A 17699-nucleotide genomic window follows, 5' to 3' on the forward strand; every position below is an offset into this window, starting at 1 on the left:
TAAGCTGCATTTTTCATGCGGCAAGATGCACTGGAAAGGTGGTTCTAGGGGGCCTCCATTGGTACTCGCCGGATTTTTCTCATAAAAAATGCCGAAATAGGCAACAAAAATCCTCCGCCGGTTTCATACAATCGCCGCGGAGGATTTTGTTCTGTTGTTTACCTTATGTTTATACTCTCAGTAATATTTGGTCTAGCTTTCCTTTTCGGTTTCCTGCATCAGCTGCTTTCCCTTTGAAATCCGGACCACCTCACCCTCAAACTTATGGATGGTATAGACATTTGTGGTGATAACGATTACCGAAATGCCTCTTTCCAAATACATTTGGATCATTTCCATCGTTTTTTCCCTCATGTAGATATCTATATCCAGAAATGGGTTAATGCAGACAACGACCTTCGGAAAATATAAAAGCCACTTGTAATAGATCGTCTGCTGCAGCAGAGAGGATTTCAGGTTTTTCGTCGAGCCTTTCAAGGTTTTTTTGCCGAATTTACTTTTCAGCTGCTTAATAATGCTGTCGGAATACCGTGGAAACAGCCAAAAATGTTTGATCTTTTCATTACAGGGAATACTCAAGTTTTCGACTATGCTCATATTGTGGAACAGCATGCTGTCATAAGCAGATTGCTCAATAAAACAGACACCTTGATGAATGGCCGAATAAACATCCCTGACTTTATAACTAGCACCCTGGTATAATATTTCGCCGGAAACCGGCTTTAACTCGCCTTTCAGCAAAGCCACCATTTGGGTGCAGCTTAAATCATCGAAGCAGTGAATTTTTAAAAGGGTCCCCTTTCTGGCCGAAAAACTGATATGCTCCAGATAGGAAGTGGACACGTCTTCAAAGCGCAGAATGGTCTCCCGCTTGAATTTTGGGCTGACCTTACTTTTCTTCCAATCCAGCCTTACCGTGTTTTCATCGAAAAACAGCCGCTTTGTAAACGCCGGAACATCCTGTGTTGCCGGGTTTAACTCCGCCATAGTTTTATTTCCCTTAATTGCCGTCACCCGGTTGATTTCCTGCAGGTGTCCATCCTCAAAGCCAATGCGAACCAAAAAGGTCATATCAAGTTTCTGAAGTCGGTGCAGCAGGGAAAAGATCTGCTCTACCTCTTCTTTCTGCAGGTACTCCGACAAATCATCCAAAACAATTAACTTTTTCTGTTCAACAAATGCCTTCATTAATTCCACAACAATTCGGTCTTTTGTGGAAAGATCGAACAGGCGCTGGTTTGCCGGGAAAGAGATTCCAAATTTGTTCTGCAGCGCGGAAAACTGCTCTTTATATCTGTGCTGATTGACAAACAGGGAGGAATCCGTAAACAGGAATATATTGTCCTCTATGGTAATGGTTTCAATCAACTTGCTCTTTTTATCAATCAAAGCCGCCTGGCCGGACAGAAACCTTTGGACCTCCAAACTGGCGGCGCGCATTTCATTCAGATAGGCACGGCCGGATTCCAGCTTAAGTTCTCCCTTTAAAAATTCATTCAGGTATTTTTGAGTTTGTATGTCATCGCAGATGACTCCCGCAATTTCATCCATATAAATATGGATGTTCAGCCCATTGAAAATTACGTTTCCGTTTTTAATAATGACTCCGTCCTCGACAGCAAGCAATTCTTTCTTCATGGCAGCCTCACAATGCGTTGTTGCAATTTTCGGGGTTAGTCAATAATCGGAATTTTAATCTTCACATCCGTACCCAGTCCACTGATGCTGTAAAGATAGAACCCATAGTCTTCCCCGAAAAGCAACTTGATTCTTCTGGCCACGTTCAAAAGGGCAATCCCTCCCTTTTTTTCCGAGGGCTCGTTGGTTCGATGCAAAGAAACATGTTTTACCTTATAATTGATTTCTTCCAGTTTATCTTCAGGAATTCCAATCCCATTATCCTGAATGCTGATCAGCAGATTCTGGCTGGCCAGGTCAAAACTGATGTGAATGCTGCCCCCCTGCGTTTTCGACTCCAGACCATGGAAAATGGCATTTTCAATAAACGGCTGAAGCGTTAATTTGGGAAGTTTTAAGGAAAGCAGCCGGTTCACGTCCTCATTGTCCGCAAAGTCCACATTCATGGTAAATTTCTCGCCGAATCGATACTGCTGAATTTTAAAGTAATTTTCAATATTATTCAGTTCGTCCTGTATGGTCACAAGATTTCCAGTTTCGGTAATGGTGTAACGAAAAAAGGTGGCAAGCGCTTCCGTCGCGTTGGCAACACTGTCCAGCCCGGCACACAGCGCGTCGCCGCGAATAGCCTCCAGCGTATTGTACAGAAAATGCGGATTAATCTGGTTTTGGAGCGCCAAAAGCTCCGCCTGTTTGGTAGAAAGCTGAATCATATTTTTCTGATCCAGCAGGGAATCAAAATGCCTCAGCACCATGTGCTGCTCTTCAAAAATCCGGTAAGGATCATTCAGCAGCTCCTGATAAATTTCGTCCTGGGCAAATTTGCGAAAAAGGGATCTGCTTTTTTCATAAGGAAAAATCAGATATTTCCGGACCAAAAAGACGGCCGCATAAACCACCGCCGCGTCACACAGCAAAAGGACCAGCAAAATTTCGCCTGTAATGTCGCGCTGCAAATGCTCCAACACTGCAACCCCGCCGATAACCGCGGCAAGCACGGCAATCAGAATCCAGATGATGCGGATCGCCAGTGTTCCGAACACCTTTTGTTCCTCTTTTAATTGTTTCATCTTTTTATCCATACAATTTCCGGTACTCGGTCGGGTTGATTCCGGTCGATTTTTTAAACAGCTTCGAAAAATACTTCAGGTCGTTATATCCTACCTCCGCCGCAATATCTGCAATGTCCATATCCGTTGAAACAATATAGTTTTTCGCATTTTTCATTCTCAGCTCCGTAAGATATTCGGAGAAGTTTTTCCCGGTTTCTTTTTTAAAGAATACGGAAAAATAGGTTGGATTAAAGCCCGTATACTCACTAACGCTTTCCAGGGTCAGGTTCCGGTTGTAATTGTCGTAGATATATTGTTTTGCCACGCGGATCGGCTTCTTTTCTGCAACCTTTTTTTGGTTGGTAAAGTCACGGTATTTGGCGACAAGGTCACTGCAAATCCAATCGAACAGCTCGTCAAAGGTCAAAATTGATTTGTATTTTCTTTTATACTCATCCAAATCATACTGCCGGAAAAAGACGCCGTAATTTTTGGAACCGAACTGCAGCGTTTCAATCAGTTCCAAAAAGCACTGGTAAACCAGCATGGAATCCGTTTTATACGCAGCCAGCTGCTGCCGGAGCGCATCAATGTAGCGAAGAATGGCGTTGACATCCATCCGTTCCTGAGCGGCAATGATATCGTTCCGAACCTTCATATCAATAAAGTCCGAAACCGTTTTGTTAAAGGTATTTAGCTGGGAATATTCTATGACATATTCGTTCGAATAACCAATCCGGTTCAGCAGGGAGATTTCCGCTTCCTGATAGCTTTGGACCGCTTCGGCCAGATTGGAATAACTGTTGCCAACCCCAACAATCAGAACCGTATTAGCATATATTTCATTTGAGATATTGTATTTGATTTTGTGAAACTGTTTTTTGACTTTGGAAAAACCGTCCCCCACCGTGTTGGCCAGACAGACAACCGTTCCATCCAACGAAACAGAGAGGAACTCCGCGCAGAGCCCTTTCAGCTCCTCTTCCACGGTTTTCTGCAGTTTGCCGGCTAAAAAATCCAGCGACTCCTTCAGAATCGCTTCCTTTTTCTGATAAAGGCGAAAAAGAATTACGGTAAAAAGACCCGGCTGAAACCATGTCTGATAGCGGCCGTTAAGCTCCTCCAGCGTGCCGCGAAACTCCTGATTCGCTTCGCCGGCCCGAATCAGATTGGTCAGCAGGCTTTGATGGACCTTTTCCCGCGCTGTGCTTGCAAGGGTGCGCAGCTGACTTTTCTCCTGTTCCTCCGAAAATTCCGCCGCATACTTTTCCCTAATTTTGAGCAACGTGTCTTCCAGTTCTTTTTTCTTAATCGGCTTCAGAAGGTAATCCTCTACACCGTATTTAATAGCATTTTTTGCGTAATTAAATTCCCCATAACCGCTGATAATAATAAAATAAATATCCGGAAACTGCTCCTTGCAAAGACGGATCAGTTCCAGTCCATCAAAATTCGGCATCCGAATATCGGTTATTACAATATTCGGATGATTTGTACAAATGGATTCAAACGCTGTTTTTCCATCGTTTACGATATCCACAACATCCATATCCATCGCTTTCCAATCGATCAGGTGGCTGATTAACTGGCAGATTTTCATCTCGTCATCTGCTATTAGAACCTTCATCCTATAACCATCCTTTCCTGAGTTCTCCCGCCAAACAAAATGGTGGTCTTTGAAGTAACGACGTATTTTCTCCATAATTTCAATAATGGAAGTATTTTGGACAGATTGTAATATATTTTAATTTTTTTATTGAATTTTTTATATATTTCATCAATATTTTAACATACGCATCGAATAAGGTCAACAAACAAATTTTTGCCTGCAATTGAGCAAAACATTCGTGCCTGATTCCGCCGGAACCAAGCACGAATGTCTTAATGTTTTCTAAGGTGAAAATTAAAATGATTTCTTCCAAATTAAAACCGCTACATCATACGGCTTTAATGTAACTGTGTCCTTTTCCTCGTCGTTTGTCAGAGCGTTTTCATAAATGCGGTCCAGCGGTACGACCGCCGGATAGGGGTTGTGGTTCATAACAAAAAGTGCGGTATGTTCGCCATCTTGTGCCTCCACCTGTTCTACCCCTTCAATCGGGTAAGTAACAGGGGAAAGGCCATGGCGCGTGCAGAGGTATTTCATTAACCGGTTCATGGCATCCCCGTCCAGGTCGCATCCAAGGTAATAAACCGTTCCCTTTCCGAACGCATTCACCGTCAGGCAGGATTCTCCGGAATAGTAATCCTGCGTGTAAACACCCAGCGTTTCGGCAGAAACCGGCTCCACCACGTCGCACCACAGTTTGGACTGCGCCTTGCCGAACACGCCGGACGAGCCGGTTTCCTTTTGGAACTGCGGGTCATACTCTTTTACCCGCACACCCGCCAGTTCGGAAAATGCGCCGGGAACCGTTTCTTTGCGCATGTTGTTGTCCTCATCCCGGATTCCGCTGCGGAAAGTCAGCAGCAGGGTACCGCCGCCGCGGACATAGCGTTCCAGATTTTCTTTCTCTTCTTCGGTCACTATCAAAAGCGCCGGGGCAAGAACCAGAGCATACGAGGAAATGTCATCGTGCGGGGTGACAAAATCAACGGACAGGCCCATTTGATAAAACGGCCGGTAAAAATCAAGGAGGAACGAATCGTACTGGAAGTTTTCGACATGCTTATGAATCGAATGGCTCCACTCACTGTCGAACGATTTTACAATGGCGATTTTGGCCTGCGGCTTTAACGTGCCGAACACCCGGTTCAAACGCTCCATTTCCGAACCGACCTGAGCAATTTCCTCATAACGGCGGTTCGGCTTTCCGTCGTGGTCCAAAATGCCGTGCCAATACTGCTCCGTTCCAAACGGGCAGGCGCGCCAGCGGAAATACACCACCGTGTCCGCTCCGTTTGCCACCGCCTGGTACGTCCACAGCCGCAGCTTGCCCGGCGTGGGTGCTGGCCCCATTTTGCTCCATCCGCACGGGCCGCTTTGCTGTTCCATAACCCAGAACGGCTGCTTTTTGTAGCTTCTCAGCAGGGCATGGTCGCGCGACACGGTGGCGGCCTGTGCAATTCCCCACTGGAATTCAATATAGTTGTCCCATGAAACAAAATCCAGCTGTTCGGAAAGTTTGAAATAATCAATTCCCGTACCGGAATTGACTGCAGCGTCCAGCAGGTTGCTGGTCACCGGACGGTCGCTGTACCGCCGGATAATTTCTGCGGACTCCTTTGCGAAACGGATGACCGAGTCACTGGAAAAGCGGTAGTAATCCAGCAGAAGCGCGGGATTCTGCCCCTGTGTGTCGTGGCAGGTGTCGTAGCAGGCGCCCGCGCGGGGAATGATGACCTCTTCAAAGCTGTTGTAAATTTGGCTCCAGAACACCGTTCCGTACCGCCGGTTCAGTTCCTCAATGGTCCCATATTTTTTCTTCAGCCACTGCTGAAACTCCGCGCGGCACTTTTCGCAGTAACACCGGGTGGTGTTGGCCCAGCCCAGCTCATTGTCAATCTGCCAGGCCTCCACAGCAGGGTGCCTGCCATAGCGCTCTGCAATTTTTGTCACCAGTTCCCGGGTAAACGCGCGGTAGGTCTTGCTGTTAAAACAGTAATGCTTTCGGGTTCCGAATATTTTAGGATTGCCATGAATATCGTCCTGAAAGATATCCGGATATTTGTCCGTCATCCACTTTGGCGGGGTGGCGGAGGGTGTGCATAGCACTACGCTGATCTGATGATCCCGGAAAAAGTCCAGAATTTCATCCATCCATTCGAAGCAAAAGCGATTTTCTTCCGGCTGGTACAGGCTCCATGCAAACTCCCCAATTCGCACCACTTTAATATTTGCTTTCGCCATTAATTCGGCGTCCGTTTTCCAGCGCTCTTTCTCCCAGTGCTCCGGGTAATAGTCAACTCCGATTCTCATGTCGGCTAACCTCCTGTTCTACTGTAACGCAATAAGGGGGAGGTCGTTTCTTTTACGGGCATCCCCGGCAAAAGCGGCCTTTTGCCGCTTTGCCGGAAAACCACCCAAAGTTAGGAACGTGCTGTCATTTTCTTAAAAGGTAAATTTCACCGTGTTCCGGGAGGCGTCTGCACTGCTGTTCCCGACATACGCAATGTAGGGGATATCTTCCGTTACAAACTCGTTTTTCTCTTCGTTGAAATAGGCCATATCTTCTTGTGAAACGGTCAGGCAGACCTCTTTTTCCTCGCCGGGCTCCAGTTCCACGCGCACAAAGTCCTTCAGCAGCTTCACCGGGCGGTCTACCGCGCTGTTTTCGCAGCCCACGTAAAGCTGAACTACCTCAGCGCCCTTCCGGTCACCGGTATTTTTAACCGATACGGTAAGCTTCGCCGTTCCGTCGAAGACCTGGACACGCGGGCTGCCAATTTGGAAAGAAGTGTAGGAAAGGCCGTATCCAAACGGATACAGGACTGGAATCTGCTCTTTTTCCATCTTGCAGTAGCCGTGGTAATATTCGTATTCCACATAGGTGCAGTCGGGGTCGAAGTCCGGGTAACTGTCTTCCGAAAGCGCCACGGTGTACGGCAGCTTGCCGCTCGGGCAAACGTCGCCGAATAGGATATCCGCTAGCGCGTTTCCACCCTCCATACCGCTGTAGAAAGAGAACAACACCGCAGGGACGTCGTCCACCCATTCATCAATTAAGATAGCGCTGCTTCCCACCAGAGAAACAACCGTGTTTTTGTTAACGCCCTTCAGTCCGTGAATCAGTTCAATGTCGCGCGGGTGCAGGCGCATGGAGGCGCGGTCGCCGCCCATATCGGGAATATCACTCCGGTCGGCGAGGAACTCGCCTTCGTCACTATGAATATAACCGGCCACAATCACCACGGCGTCCGCATCAGCCGCCAATTCACGGGCTTTGGCCAAATCGGAACCGTCATTGTAAAGAACCTGCGCACCGGGCATTTTTTTCATCAGGCCGCGCAGCGGGGTTACGGTATAGTACGGATGCACTTTGCTGGAACCGTGGTCGCCGATGTTTTCGGTATCCCCCAGAACGCCGAGAACGACGATTTTCTCCGTCTTTTCCTTGCTGAACGGGAGCACATTCCCCTCGTTTTTCAGCAAAACCATGGACTCTTCCGCCGCTCTTCTGGCTACCGCAATATGCTCCGGGCAGGCCACTACACTCAGCGGGTAATCCTGCGGGTCCTTTCTGGTTTCGAAATAGAGGATAGTTCTTAAAATATAACCGACCGCCTCGTCGAATGACTCCATGTCGATTGCTCCGCTTTCCACCGCTTCGGGCAATTCCCTGTTGTAGTGGCAGAAGCAGGGCATTTCGATGTTCATACCGTTCTTTACTGCCTTGACGGCATCCTTAACCGCCCACAGGAAGTCCGAAAGGGTAAAGCCCTCAAATTTCCACTGGTCGCGAAGGATGTCCTTCAGCAGATATTTGCTTTCCGAAGCCTGCTCACCCAGGACCTTATTGTAAGCGCCCATGACTGACGCGGCGCCTTCCTCAATGCACTTTTTGAAGTGGGGCAGATAAACTTCGTGCAGGGTTCTTTTGTCGATATGTACGTCTGCCTTGAAGCGCGCATTTTCAATGCTGTTCAAAGCAAAGTGCTTAATGCAGGCCATTACGTTCTGGCTCTGCACACCGCGGGTCAGCGCTGCGCCCATTTCGCCCAGCAGGTACTGGTCTTCGCCGTAGCACTCCTGTGCGCGCCCCCAGCGCGGGTTGCGCGGCAGGTTGATGCACACCCCGCCGAAATAATTGCCGCCCTGCGCCCGGACCTCTGCACCGATGACTCTTCCGATTTCCTCTTCCAGTTCGCGGTCAAAGGTGGCGCCGCGCGCCATAGATACCGGGAAACAGGTGGAGGAGCCTGCCACAACACCGCGCGGGCCGTCGACAAAACGGACATTTGGAAGTCCCAGCCGTTTTACCTCCATTGTGGGATACGGCTTCACATTGTAATGCCCGATAACAAATAAATCATCCAGCAGTTTTTCTTCGGTAATCTGTCCGGACATAATGCCGATTTTTTCTTCCAAAGTCAGCTGAGGAATTACTTCCTCGACAAACGCCCGAATGGTTTCTTTGGAACAATTCTCCGTCAGCTTTGTTTCCTGTACCACTTTTCTCATTACAACTACCTCCAATGTTTTTGCGCTTATTTGCGTTTTATATTCTTTCTCATATCAATGATAACCGCCAGCATAATAATCAAGCCTTTTACTACATACTGCCAGTACATGTTGACTCCGATAAAAGCCAGGCCATAGTTGATAACCGTAAAGATCAGAACGCCAATGACAATTCCGCCAACGCTGCCGGTGCCGCCGGAAAGGGAAACCCCGCCGACCACACAGGCCGCAACCGCGTCCATTTCGTATCCGTTGCCGGTTGTGTTGGAAGCGCTTCCGATGCGCGCCACTTCCAAAACGGCGGCCAGCGCGTACAGAACAGCAGCCAGCGCATAAATCTTAATTTGTGTGCTCACCACGTTTACACCGGACACCTTTGCCGCTTCCGGATTGCCGCCGACTGCAAACATATATTTGCCGAATTTGGTTTTGTTCCAGATAACCCACATAATCACGCAGACTGCAAGCGCAATCAAAATCAGGTAAGGAATCTGGAAGCTACCGATTCCAATGGACCCGGTGGCAATGCTTGTCACACTTCTTTTGATTCCGCCGATCGGCTGCGCACCGTAGGGAGGACGGTCAAAGTAAATGGAAGACATACCATATAGAATCAGCGACATACCCAGCGTGGCAATAAATGGGGGCACCTTAAAAATAGAGACCACAATGCCGCTGATTACGCCCAGAATTCCGCAAAGAAGCATAACGACCAGAATGGGGACAATAATGGGAAGGTCCACCAAATTGGGGTACATGCGGTATGCGTAGTCTACCTGCTGCATCAGGGAGGCGCTGACCACCGCGGCCAGGCCGATCATACGTCCGGTTGAAAGGTCGACACCCTGAATCACCAGAATCATGCCTGCCGCCAGCGCGATGATAATTCGGGTTGCAGACTGTGCGAATATGTTCTTAAAGTTGCCGAACGAAAGGAACTTCGGCTGGATGACGACGATTACAACCAGCAGTGCGAACAGCACAACGTAAATTGCCTTGTCGACCATCAGGGTCTTCAGGGATATTTTTTTGAAACGATTTAAAACTTTATCCACCTTGTTTTCCTCCATTTTTAAACGCATTTGGCCGACGCCTGCATGATTTGCTCCTGTGTTACATCCTTCGCGTCAAAGATTCCGGTCTGATGACCGTTGCTCATAACCAGGATTCGGTCGCAGATTCCGAGCAGCTCCGGCATTTCAGAGCTGACAATGATGATTCCTTTTCCTTCCGCCACCAGTTGGTTGATTAACTGATAAATTTCGTATTTGGCGCCAACGTCGATTCCTCGGGTCGGCTCGTCCAACAGAAGAATCGTCGGCCGTGTCAAAAGCCACCGGCCCAGGATCACCTTTTGCTGGTTGCCGCCGGAAAGATTGCCGATTTTCTGGCTGCCGGACGGAGTTTTAATTTTGAACTCCTGAATCATTTTATCCACGTCCGCCTTCATCAGCTTATCGTTGAGCAGCCCGTGCCTGGTGTAGCAGTCCAGATTATCAATCGCCATATTAAAGGACACGCTCAGCCCGGCAAAGATGCCGTCTTTGCGGCGTTCCTCCGTCAACATGGCAAACCCGTTTTTCATCGCCTCCCGCGGCGACTTGTTGTGTATTTCCTTTCCTTCGACTAAAATCTGGCCGCTGCCCTTCGCGCGAAGGCCGAATATGGTTTCCAGCAATTCCGTACGTTTGGAACCGACCAGACCAGCTACGCCGAGAATTTCACCCTTGTGCAGTTCAAAGTTGACCCCGGAAAAGTCCTTCGATGCGGATGACAGATCCCGTACCTCCATTAAAACTTCACCCGGTTTTGTTTCCTTCTGCGGGTAGCGTTCCGTCATTTCGCGCCCAACCATCATTTTAATAATTTCGTCAATGGTCAGTTCGCTGGCGGGCCGGGTGGAAATCCACTTTCCGTCGCGCATGACGGTTACATCGTCGGAAATTCTTAATATTTCCTCCATTTTATGCGAGATGTAAATCACGCTGGATTTTTTCTCAATCAGCTTATGTATAATTCGGAAAAGATGCTCTACCTCTTTTTCCGTTAAGGAAGAAGTCGGTTCGTCCATGACGATGATTTTGGCATTGTAGGAAACTGCCTTCCCGATTTCGATCATCTGCTTCTGGGAAACAGACAGCGACCCCACCTTGGCCCGTGGATCCACGTCGATATCCAGATCACGGAAGATCTTCATCGTATCCTCATACATTTTCTTATTATCTATCAGGCCGCCCTTCATTGGGTAACGGCCCAGCCATAAATTTTCCATGACATTCTGCTCCGGAACCTGGTTCAGTTCCTGGTGTACCATGGAAACATAATTTTCCAAAGCTTCTGCAGGGCTTGAAAACAGGACCTTGCGGCCGTCCAAAATAATTTCGCCCTCATCAATGGAATAGATACCGAACAGGCATTTCATCAGCGTTGACTTTCCCGCACCGTTTTCCCCCATTAGGGAGTGAACCGTGCCGGGCCTGACCTGCAGCTTTACATCATCCAACGCTTTCACGCCGGGAAACACCTTCGAAATGTGCTTCATTTCCAGAATATATTCCTTCTCCATATCTCAACCTCTTCTCTGCCTTCATCACTGGAATATCCTTTCAGAAGAGCTTTATCTGCATTTATCACAAGCGACCGAAAGCGTTAAAAACCATCATTCTGACTGATTCTATAGATTGCTATCCGTGCGTCACTTAGACGCACGGACAGCCTGAAAGGGATTTGCGCTTCGGATATTCTGCGGCTTTTTATAAAAGCCTGCTGCTATGGTCAGTTGCCATAAGCTGCTTTTGCCTCATCCAGATTCTCCAGAGTAATCGCTTTGTAAGGAATGCGCAGTGCTTTCGAACCATCTTCCAGTTCATAGCTGATTCCATCCAGAACGTCTTTTCCGTTTACAAGATTACTTGCCATTTTTACAATGCACTCGCCCTGTGTTTTCGAGTCCTGCAGAACCGAACCGGCAATTTCGCCACTCTCTATCTTGCTCAGGATTTCCGGCAATGCGTCAATGCCGAAAATGGGGATGTACTGCTTGGATTTAGCGCCTTCCTTGTTGAAGCCGGCTGCTTCAACGGAGCTTAACGCGCCCAGCGCCATTGCATCGTTTGCGCCGACAATGCATTCAATCTGGTCGCCAAATTTGGAAACAAAGGCGTCCATCTTGTCTTTTGCTGTTGCAGTTACCCACATGCCGGTATCTTCGGCCAGAAGGTCTACCTTGATTCCCGCATCTTCAATGGTCTTTTTCACTGCGTCGGATCTCGGCTTGGTTGCCGTATGGCCCGGGTCACCGATCAGGTTGACCAGCTGCAGTTTGCCATCCTTGTTCTTATCCATTTCAGGGTGGGCTTTCCAGTATTTTATAATTTCTTCACCCTGAACGTTTGCGCCGTAATCTCCGCCCGTTGAAGTAACCTGATAAACCTTGTCGTAGGAAGCCAGAAGCTGCTTGTCCAGAATTTCCTTGTTGAAGAAAATAATCGGAATGTTTCCGGCGCTCTTGCACTTTTCAATCAGCGTCGGCGCTGCGGTGACATCCACGACGGACAGTGCGATGGCGGAAGCACCCTTTGCAATCATGGTATCCACCTGATTGTTCTGTGTGGACTGATCATTCTGGCCATCCTCAATGTTGGTCTGGAAAACCCCGTTGCTTGCGTTGCTAATTGCCTTGCCGATATAGGAGTTGAAGTTATCCGATGCAGAATAAATTCCAGCTCCCAAAATCGGAATGTCTTTTTTGTCGTTGTTTGCGGGCTCAGATGCGCTGGCTTCACCGGAACTGCCGGAAGCTGGGGCGGAACCGGAATCCGACGAGGTGCAGCCGGTAAACGCGGCCGTAATCATTGCCATGCATAAAACCATGCTGATTAACTTTCTTTTCATACTTTTCTCCTCCTGTTTAATACAGTTTGTACAAATTATTATACTGATAAAAGGTTTTTTTACAACATTTGATATTTTGATTAGGGGGTAATATCTTTTGAAGTTGCGAAATTTATCATAATTTATAAAATTGTGTGGCATGATTGTGTATGGTTTTTCTACCCCGTTCGGCCATTCTCCTGACCCTGCAATTACACAAAGGCTGTCAAACGGGCGGTTGAAGAACCAGGGGAAGCTTTGTATAATAAAGATAATAAATAATATAATCAAAAAACAGAAGTGAGGATTGAAATGCTGGAATCATACCATTTGTCAACGAACCGAGAGGGATTTACCAATATTACCAGTACCGTGGAACAAGTGCTGGAAAAGAGCGGTGTTTCCGACGGCCTCTGCGTAGTATTCTGCCCGCACACCACCGCTGGGATTACCATTAATGAAAACGCTGACCCGGATGTGGTCCGGGATATGCTGCTCGGCCTTGCAAAGGCGTTTCCGGACCGCGCGGAGTTCCGGCACGTCGAAGGGAACTCCACCGCCCACCTGAAAGCGAGTTGCGTAGGTTCCAGCGTGACGGTTCCTGTACAGGGCGGGCGTTTGGTACTCGGAACCTGGCAGGGAATCTATTTCTGCGAATTTGACGGGCCAAGAAACCGAACCTTTTATGTAAAGGTCATCAATGGATGATATTCCTCAAATCAGGGCTGGGCAAGATTGAACTTTTCCTGGTAATTTGATACAATGATGGGAAGGAACTTTAATTTGTGCTATGCAGGGAATTCTATCTTTCAGAAAGAAAATCCTGCACAGAAATAGGTGAAAATTATGAATGAAAAATTTATTACGTTTACCATTGGAAAACAAAAGACGATTGCATTGATTGCTCATGATGGAAAAAAGCAGGAATTGATTGACTGGTGTGCTGAAAATCAGGATATCCTGAAAAATCATTTTCTGTGTGGAACCGGCACCACGGCGCGCCTTGTCGCGGAAAAAACCGGGCTCCCGGTAAAGGGTTACAACAGCGGCCCCTTGGGCGGCGACCAGCAAATCGGCGCGAAAATCGTGGAAGGCAACATCAACTTTGTCATTTTCTTTTCCGACCCGCTGGAGGCCCAGCCGCACGACCCCGATGTAAAGGCTCTGCTGCGAATTGCCCAGGTGTACGACATTCCGATCGCGAACAACAAGGCAACCGCTGACTTTATGATTCATTCCACGCTGATGAATCAGGAGTATGAGCACCAGGTGATTAACTTTAAGCAGCAGGTCATTGACCGGGTACACGACAAAAGCCAGCAAATGAAATAAACCGTATGCTTTACGATCGGTGAAAGGACGGGTGCAAGTATGATTACGGTAAAGGTACTGATTGACAGCGTTGAAAAGGTAAAAAAGTTTTCCTCCATTATTTCTCAGCAGGGGGCAGACTGCGAACTGATTGAAGGCGTGCATATTATGGATGCAAAATCCATTATGGGTATTTTCAGTCTGGACATAAAACAGCCGATCCGGCTGGACATTCATTCCGACAATCGGGAGATTTTGGATAAGCTGAAGGAATTCATTGTAGAAGAATCCTGAGGAAACCAAAAAAATCCGCCCTGACTGCGGTGAACGGAATCCGTTCATCCGTCGGGGCGGATTTTTTATTTCATCGTAGAATCGGCCATCGTCAGTCCGTGTTTCACGCGGTCACGCTCTTCCGCGCGCTTCGCGTCGTTCCACCGGTCAATCGTTCCGACCAGATATCCGGTAATCCGGCGTATCCGCTCAAACGGCACAGGCGTCAGCTCATAGGTAAGGTTGACATAGTCACCATCCACTTCAATATTGACATACTGTAATGCTCTGCCCGCATTTTTATCCTGCAGGTACTCTACGTAGCGGTCAATCTCAGCCTGCGGCAATTCTCCGCCGGTAACGTTTATTGGACACATGGTATCAGCTCCCAACTTTTTCAATTCACGTCCAATATACAATATATTGTAGGTAAAGTCAATATGTTGAACAATCTGTTGAAAAGGTGGAAAACTAGAGCAGGTTCTTCTTGCGTACTATTCTGAACGCCGGTGCTTCGCTTTTTGATGGTCTGATTCTCACCAGAATGCCCGATGCTGCGGTGCAGAAGAAACCTCTCGGTCGCTGAGCATTTTTCCGCTAAGCAGAATACTTGCATTGAATTGACAAAAGGAAACGGCCGCGTTATGCTTGGTTGAGGAACCCAGTCTCCTCCGATTCTCCGAAGCGGAGGAAATTTTCGTACCATCGCAGCCCGAGTGGAAAAACAGGATTTCAGCCAGATGCTATAAGGAGAATGTTGCATGTTTGATGTTGTTGCTTTAGGGGAATCGCTCATTGATTTTACCCCTTGCGGAAAAAACGATATGGGAATGCAGCTGTTTGCCTGCAATCCCGGAGGCGCACCGGCTAACGTACTGGCCATGGTATCCAAACTGGGTGGAAAAACTGCATTTATCGGCAAAGTCGGAAAAGACGATTTCGGTGTGTTCTTAAAGAATACCATGGAGAACACCGGGATTGACGTTTCCGGTTTAGCCATGACGGAGGATGTTCATACGACGCTTGCCTTTGTCCAGTTGAATGAACACGGGGAACGTTCTTTCAGCTTTTATCGGAAACCAGGTGCCGATATTACTTTAACCGTTGAGGAAGTGGACGAATCCCTATTACGGAACTGCAAAATCTTCCACTTCGGTTCCGTTTCCCTGACGGATGAACCATGCCGAAGCGCGACGCTGCAGGCGGTAGAAAAAGCAAAGTCCGCTGGTGCCATCATCAGCTATGACCCAAATTACCGCCCGCTTTTGTGGGACAGCCCGGAACATGCGAAATCAGAAATTCGAAGCGCTCTTTCAGAGGCCGATCTGGTAAAAGTATCGGAGGAGGAAATGACCCTAATCACCGGGGAAACCGATTATTTGGCAGGCGCAAAAAAGCTGGCTCAGTACGGGGCGACCTTAATCATGATTACCCTTGGGCCAAAAGGCGCTTTTTACTTCACCCACCGTGCGAATGGGAAATTGCCGACCTATCCGGTAAAAACCGTGGACACTACCGGAGCGGGCGACACCTTTTGGGGTGCGCTGCTTCACTGTGTATGTAAAAAATCACTGGAAGAACTTCGTTTGCTGTCTGACCGGGAATGGCAGCACATCACCGCATTTGGCAACGCCGCAGGAAGCCTGACCACCACGCGGAAAGGCGCGATTCCCGCCATGCCTTCCCTGGAACAAATTCAGGATTGTATGGCAAAATCAAAACTTTTAGAAAGGCCATAAAAACCTTGCATAGACATAAACCGCCGCGGCAGGTAAACGGTTCGGGTTACCTGCCGCGGCGGTTTTGGTTATGTTGGTTCTTCTACCGTGATTTATTTTTTGAAAATTGCAAAAGACTGTCCACGCATCAGCAGGCGGCCGTTTTCCAGGGAACTCTTCCCAATCTGAAATACCGGTTCGCCGGTCTCGTCCAGCGGAATATTCGTTTCCCTGCAAGACGGGTTGACCGCTATCACAAAGCTGCCGCGCCGGAACACAAAGGGATATTGGTCCTTTTCTGCATAAACGACCTCAAAGTTCGGCACGGCCTGCAAATCCGAATTTGCATGGCGCAGAGCCAGCACTTTACGAATGGTATTCAGCAAGGAAGAGTCGTCCTTTTCCTGCTGTTCCACTGTTGGGGCAACGTCCCTTTCGTCCACCGGCAGATACAGTTTTTCTTTTTCGGCGGTGGAAAAACCGAGATTTTTCCCATGGTTCCATTGCATGGGAGTACGCGACCCGGTGCGGTTGTAACCGCCTTCCACGCTGGTAAGGTTGAAATACTGCATGCCAATCTCATCACCATAGTAAATAAAGGGAACGCCCGGCATGGTCAGTAAGAACGAATAGGCAATCTTGCGTTCCAGCTCGTCATAGCCCAGCGTCATGCGGGGCGTGTCGTGATTGCAGGTAATCAGGCTGATATAGCCGTAATCTTTCGAAGCTTCGTATTGCGGCAGGTAGTCATCCAAAAACTTCATGATATTGCCCCTGCCCTGTTTGCTGAAAAAGCTGCGCTGGCTTCCGTCCGGCCCCGTTTCCCGGAACAGAGAATAGTAGCCCTTGCCCAGATGATTGAGCAAAAAGTCCATATGAAAGCCTGCCTTGGTAATTGCCCGGCGGGGGTCGGACCATTCGGATACCATTGCGGCCTCCGGGTATTCCTGGTCGAGCATTTTGCGTACGTTTCTCCAGATTTCCGCGGTTGCAGAACGATCGTCGTCATTTTTGACCAGAGAATCCGCCATATCCACGCGGAATCCGTCGCAGCCCATATCGAGCCAAAAGCGCATCACGTCTTTCATCGCCTCGCGTGTCGCAACACAATCCGGGTCCGTGTAATGCTTCTGCCACGGGGCGGTAATCCGGTTAAACCCGTAATTCAAAGCCGGCTGGGAAGAGAAAAAGTTCAGTAAATAGCAGCCATCGCGTTCACTAACGCCGCACATGCACCCAAACCCGTCCGGCCGGTTCCAGACGGAATCCGTCCAGATATAGCGGCCGCTGTATTCATTCTTCTGGGCTTTCTGGCTTTCCCGGAACCACGCGTGCTGGTCGGAAGTATGACCCGGCACAAGGTCCAGTAGAATATGCATTCCTCTTTTATGGGCCTCGGCAAAGCACCGTTTCAGGTCCTCGTTCGTACCGTAACGCGCAGCAACCTTTTTGTAGTCGCGCACATCGTAACCTGCATCCATAAAAGGAGAATCGTAGCAGGGATTCAGCCAAATCGCGTTGCAGCCGATGGATTTAACATAATCCAGCTTTTCTGTAATCCCGTTGATGTCCCCGATTCCGTCGCCATTGGAATCATAAAAACTTTGTGGATAGATTTCATAAAATACTGCGTCGTTTAACCAACTGGGCATAAAATTCCTCCATGATATTTTAATATTTTTTGAACCGGCGAGATGGAAAGACGCCGATTTT

At 48.3% G+C, this 17699-nt stretch carries 14 protein-coding genes; 4 read left to right on the forward strand and 10 right to left on the reverse strand.

What is annotated here, in order from left to right:
* Positions 1 to 192: 192 nt before the first annotated feature.
* From ACSVDI_RS12975 to ACSVDI_RS13010, 8 genes are all read right to left on the reverse strand, one after another.
* Positions 193 to 1638, reverse strand: a complete 1446-nt coding sequence (locus ACSVDI_RS12975) for an ATP-binding cassette domain-containing protein (RefSeq protein ID WP_457943494.1) — start codon at positions 1636 to 1638, stop codon at positions 193 to 195.
* A 35-nt stretch (positions 1639 to 1673) separates the two neighbouring features.
* Positions 1674 to 2708, reverse strand: a complete 1035-nt coding sequence (locus tag ACSVDI_RS12980) for a sensor histidine kinase (protein WP_457943495.1) — start codon at positions 2706 to 2708, stop codon at positions 1674 to 1676.
* 4 nt (positions 2709 to 2712) lie between these two features.
* Positions 2713 to 4317 carry a response regulator gene (locus tag ACSVDI_RS12985; RefSeq protein ID WP_457943497.1) on the reverse strand — a complete coding sequence of 535 codons (1605 nt, stop codon included), beginning with the start codon at positions 4315 to 4317 and terminating at the stop codon, positions 2713 to 2715.
* A 276-nt stretch (positions 4318 to 4593) separates the two neighbouring features.
* Positions 4594 to 6609: a beta-galactosidase gene (locus ACSVDI_RS12990; protein WP_457943498.1), complete on the reverse strand. Its 2016-nt coding sequence runs from the start codon at positions 6607 to 6609 to the stop codon at positions 4594 to 4596.
* Between the two features lie 132 nt (positions 6610 to 6741).
* Positions 6742 to 8811, reverse strand: coding sequence for a beta-glucosidase (locus tag ACSVDI_RS12995; protein WP_457943500.1), 2070 nt, complete (start codon positions 8809 to 8811; stop codon positions 6742 to 6744).
* Positions 8812 to 8837: 26 nt separating this feature from the next.
* Entirely contained in the window at positions 8838 to 9866 is a 1029-nt protein-coding gene (gene mglC, locus ACSVDI_RS13000; protein WP_457943501.1) for a galactose/methyl galactoside ABC transporter permease MglC, read from the reverse strand.
* A gap of 17 nt (positions 9867 to 9883) precedes the next feature.
* The gene (locus ACSVDI_RS13005) at positions 9884 to 11377 is read right to left on the reverse strand and encodes a sugar ABC transporter ATP-binding protein (RefSeq protein WP_457943503.1); all 1494 of its coding nucleotides are present in this window, start codon (positions 11375 to 11377) and stop codon (positions 9884 to 9886) included.
* A 209-nt stretch (positions 11378 to 11586) separates the two neighbouring features.
* The gene (locus ACSVDI_RS13010) at positions 11587 to 12705 is read right to left on the reverse strand and encodes a galactose ABC transporter substrate-binding protein (protein WP_457943505.1); all 1119 of its coding nucleotides are present in this window, start codon (positions 12703 to 12705) and stop codon (positions 11587 to 11589) included.
* Between the two features lie 291 nt (positions 12706 to 12996).
* Between ACSVDI_RS13010 and ACSVDI_RS13015 the strand changes: the two genes are divergently transcribed.
* From ACSVDI_RS13015 to ACSVDI_RS13025, 3 genes are all read left to right on the forward strand, one after another.
* On the forward strand, positions 12997 to 13392 hold the full coding sequence (locus ACSVDI_RS13015; RefSeq protein ID WP_457943506.1) for a secondary thiamine-phosphate synthase enzyme YjbQ: 396 nt from the start codon (positions 12997 to 12999) through the stop codon (positions 13390 to 13392).
* Positions 13393 to 13530: 138 nt separating this feature from the next.
* Positions 13531 to 14016 (forward strand): methylglyoxal synthase, encoded by a 486-nt coding sequence (locus ACSVDI_RS13020; RefSeq protein ID WP_457943507.1) that lies wholly within the window; start codon positions 13531 to 13533, stop codon positions 14014 to 14016.
* 39 nt (positions 14017 to 14055) lie between these two features.
* Positions 14056 to 14289: an HPr family phosphocarrier protein gene (locus ACSVDI_RS13025; RefSeq protein ID WP_457943508.1), complete on the forward strand. Its 234-nt coding sequence runs from the start codon at positions 14056 to 14058 to the stop codon at positions 14287 to 14289.
* A 65-nt stretch (positions 14290 to 14354) separates the two neighbouring features.
* On the opposite strand, the gene nrdD is transcribed toward ACSVDI_RS13025, so the two are convergent.
* A complete protein-coding gene (gene nrdD, locus ACSVDI_RS13030) occupies positions 14355 to 14645 on the reverse strand; it encodes an anaerobic ribonucleoside-triphosphate reductase (RefSeq protein WP_457943509.1) in 291 nt (96 codons plus the stop codon).
* Between the two features lie 384 nt (positions 14646 to 15029).
* On the opposite strand from nrdD, the gene ACSVDI_RS13035 reads away from it, so the two are divergent.
* Positions 15030 to 16007, forward strand: a complete 978-nt coding sequence (locus ACSVDI_RS13035) for a carbohydrate kinase family protein (protein WP_457943510.1) — start codon at positions 15030 to 15032, stop codon at positions 16005 to 16007.
* A gap of 92 nt (positions 16008 to 16099) precedes the next feature.
* On the opposite strand, the gene ACSVDI_RS13040 is transcribed toward ACSVDI_RS13035, so the two are convergent.
* Entirely contained in the window at positions 16100 to 17638 is a 1539-nt protein-coding gene (locus ACSVDI_RS13040) for an alpha-amylase family glycosyl hydrolase (RefSeq protein ID WP_457943511.1), read from the reverse strand.
* Positions 17639 to 17699: the final 61 nt, after the last annotated feature.

The sequence above is a fragment of the Caproiciproducens sp. LBM24188 genome, assembly GCF_054130445.1.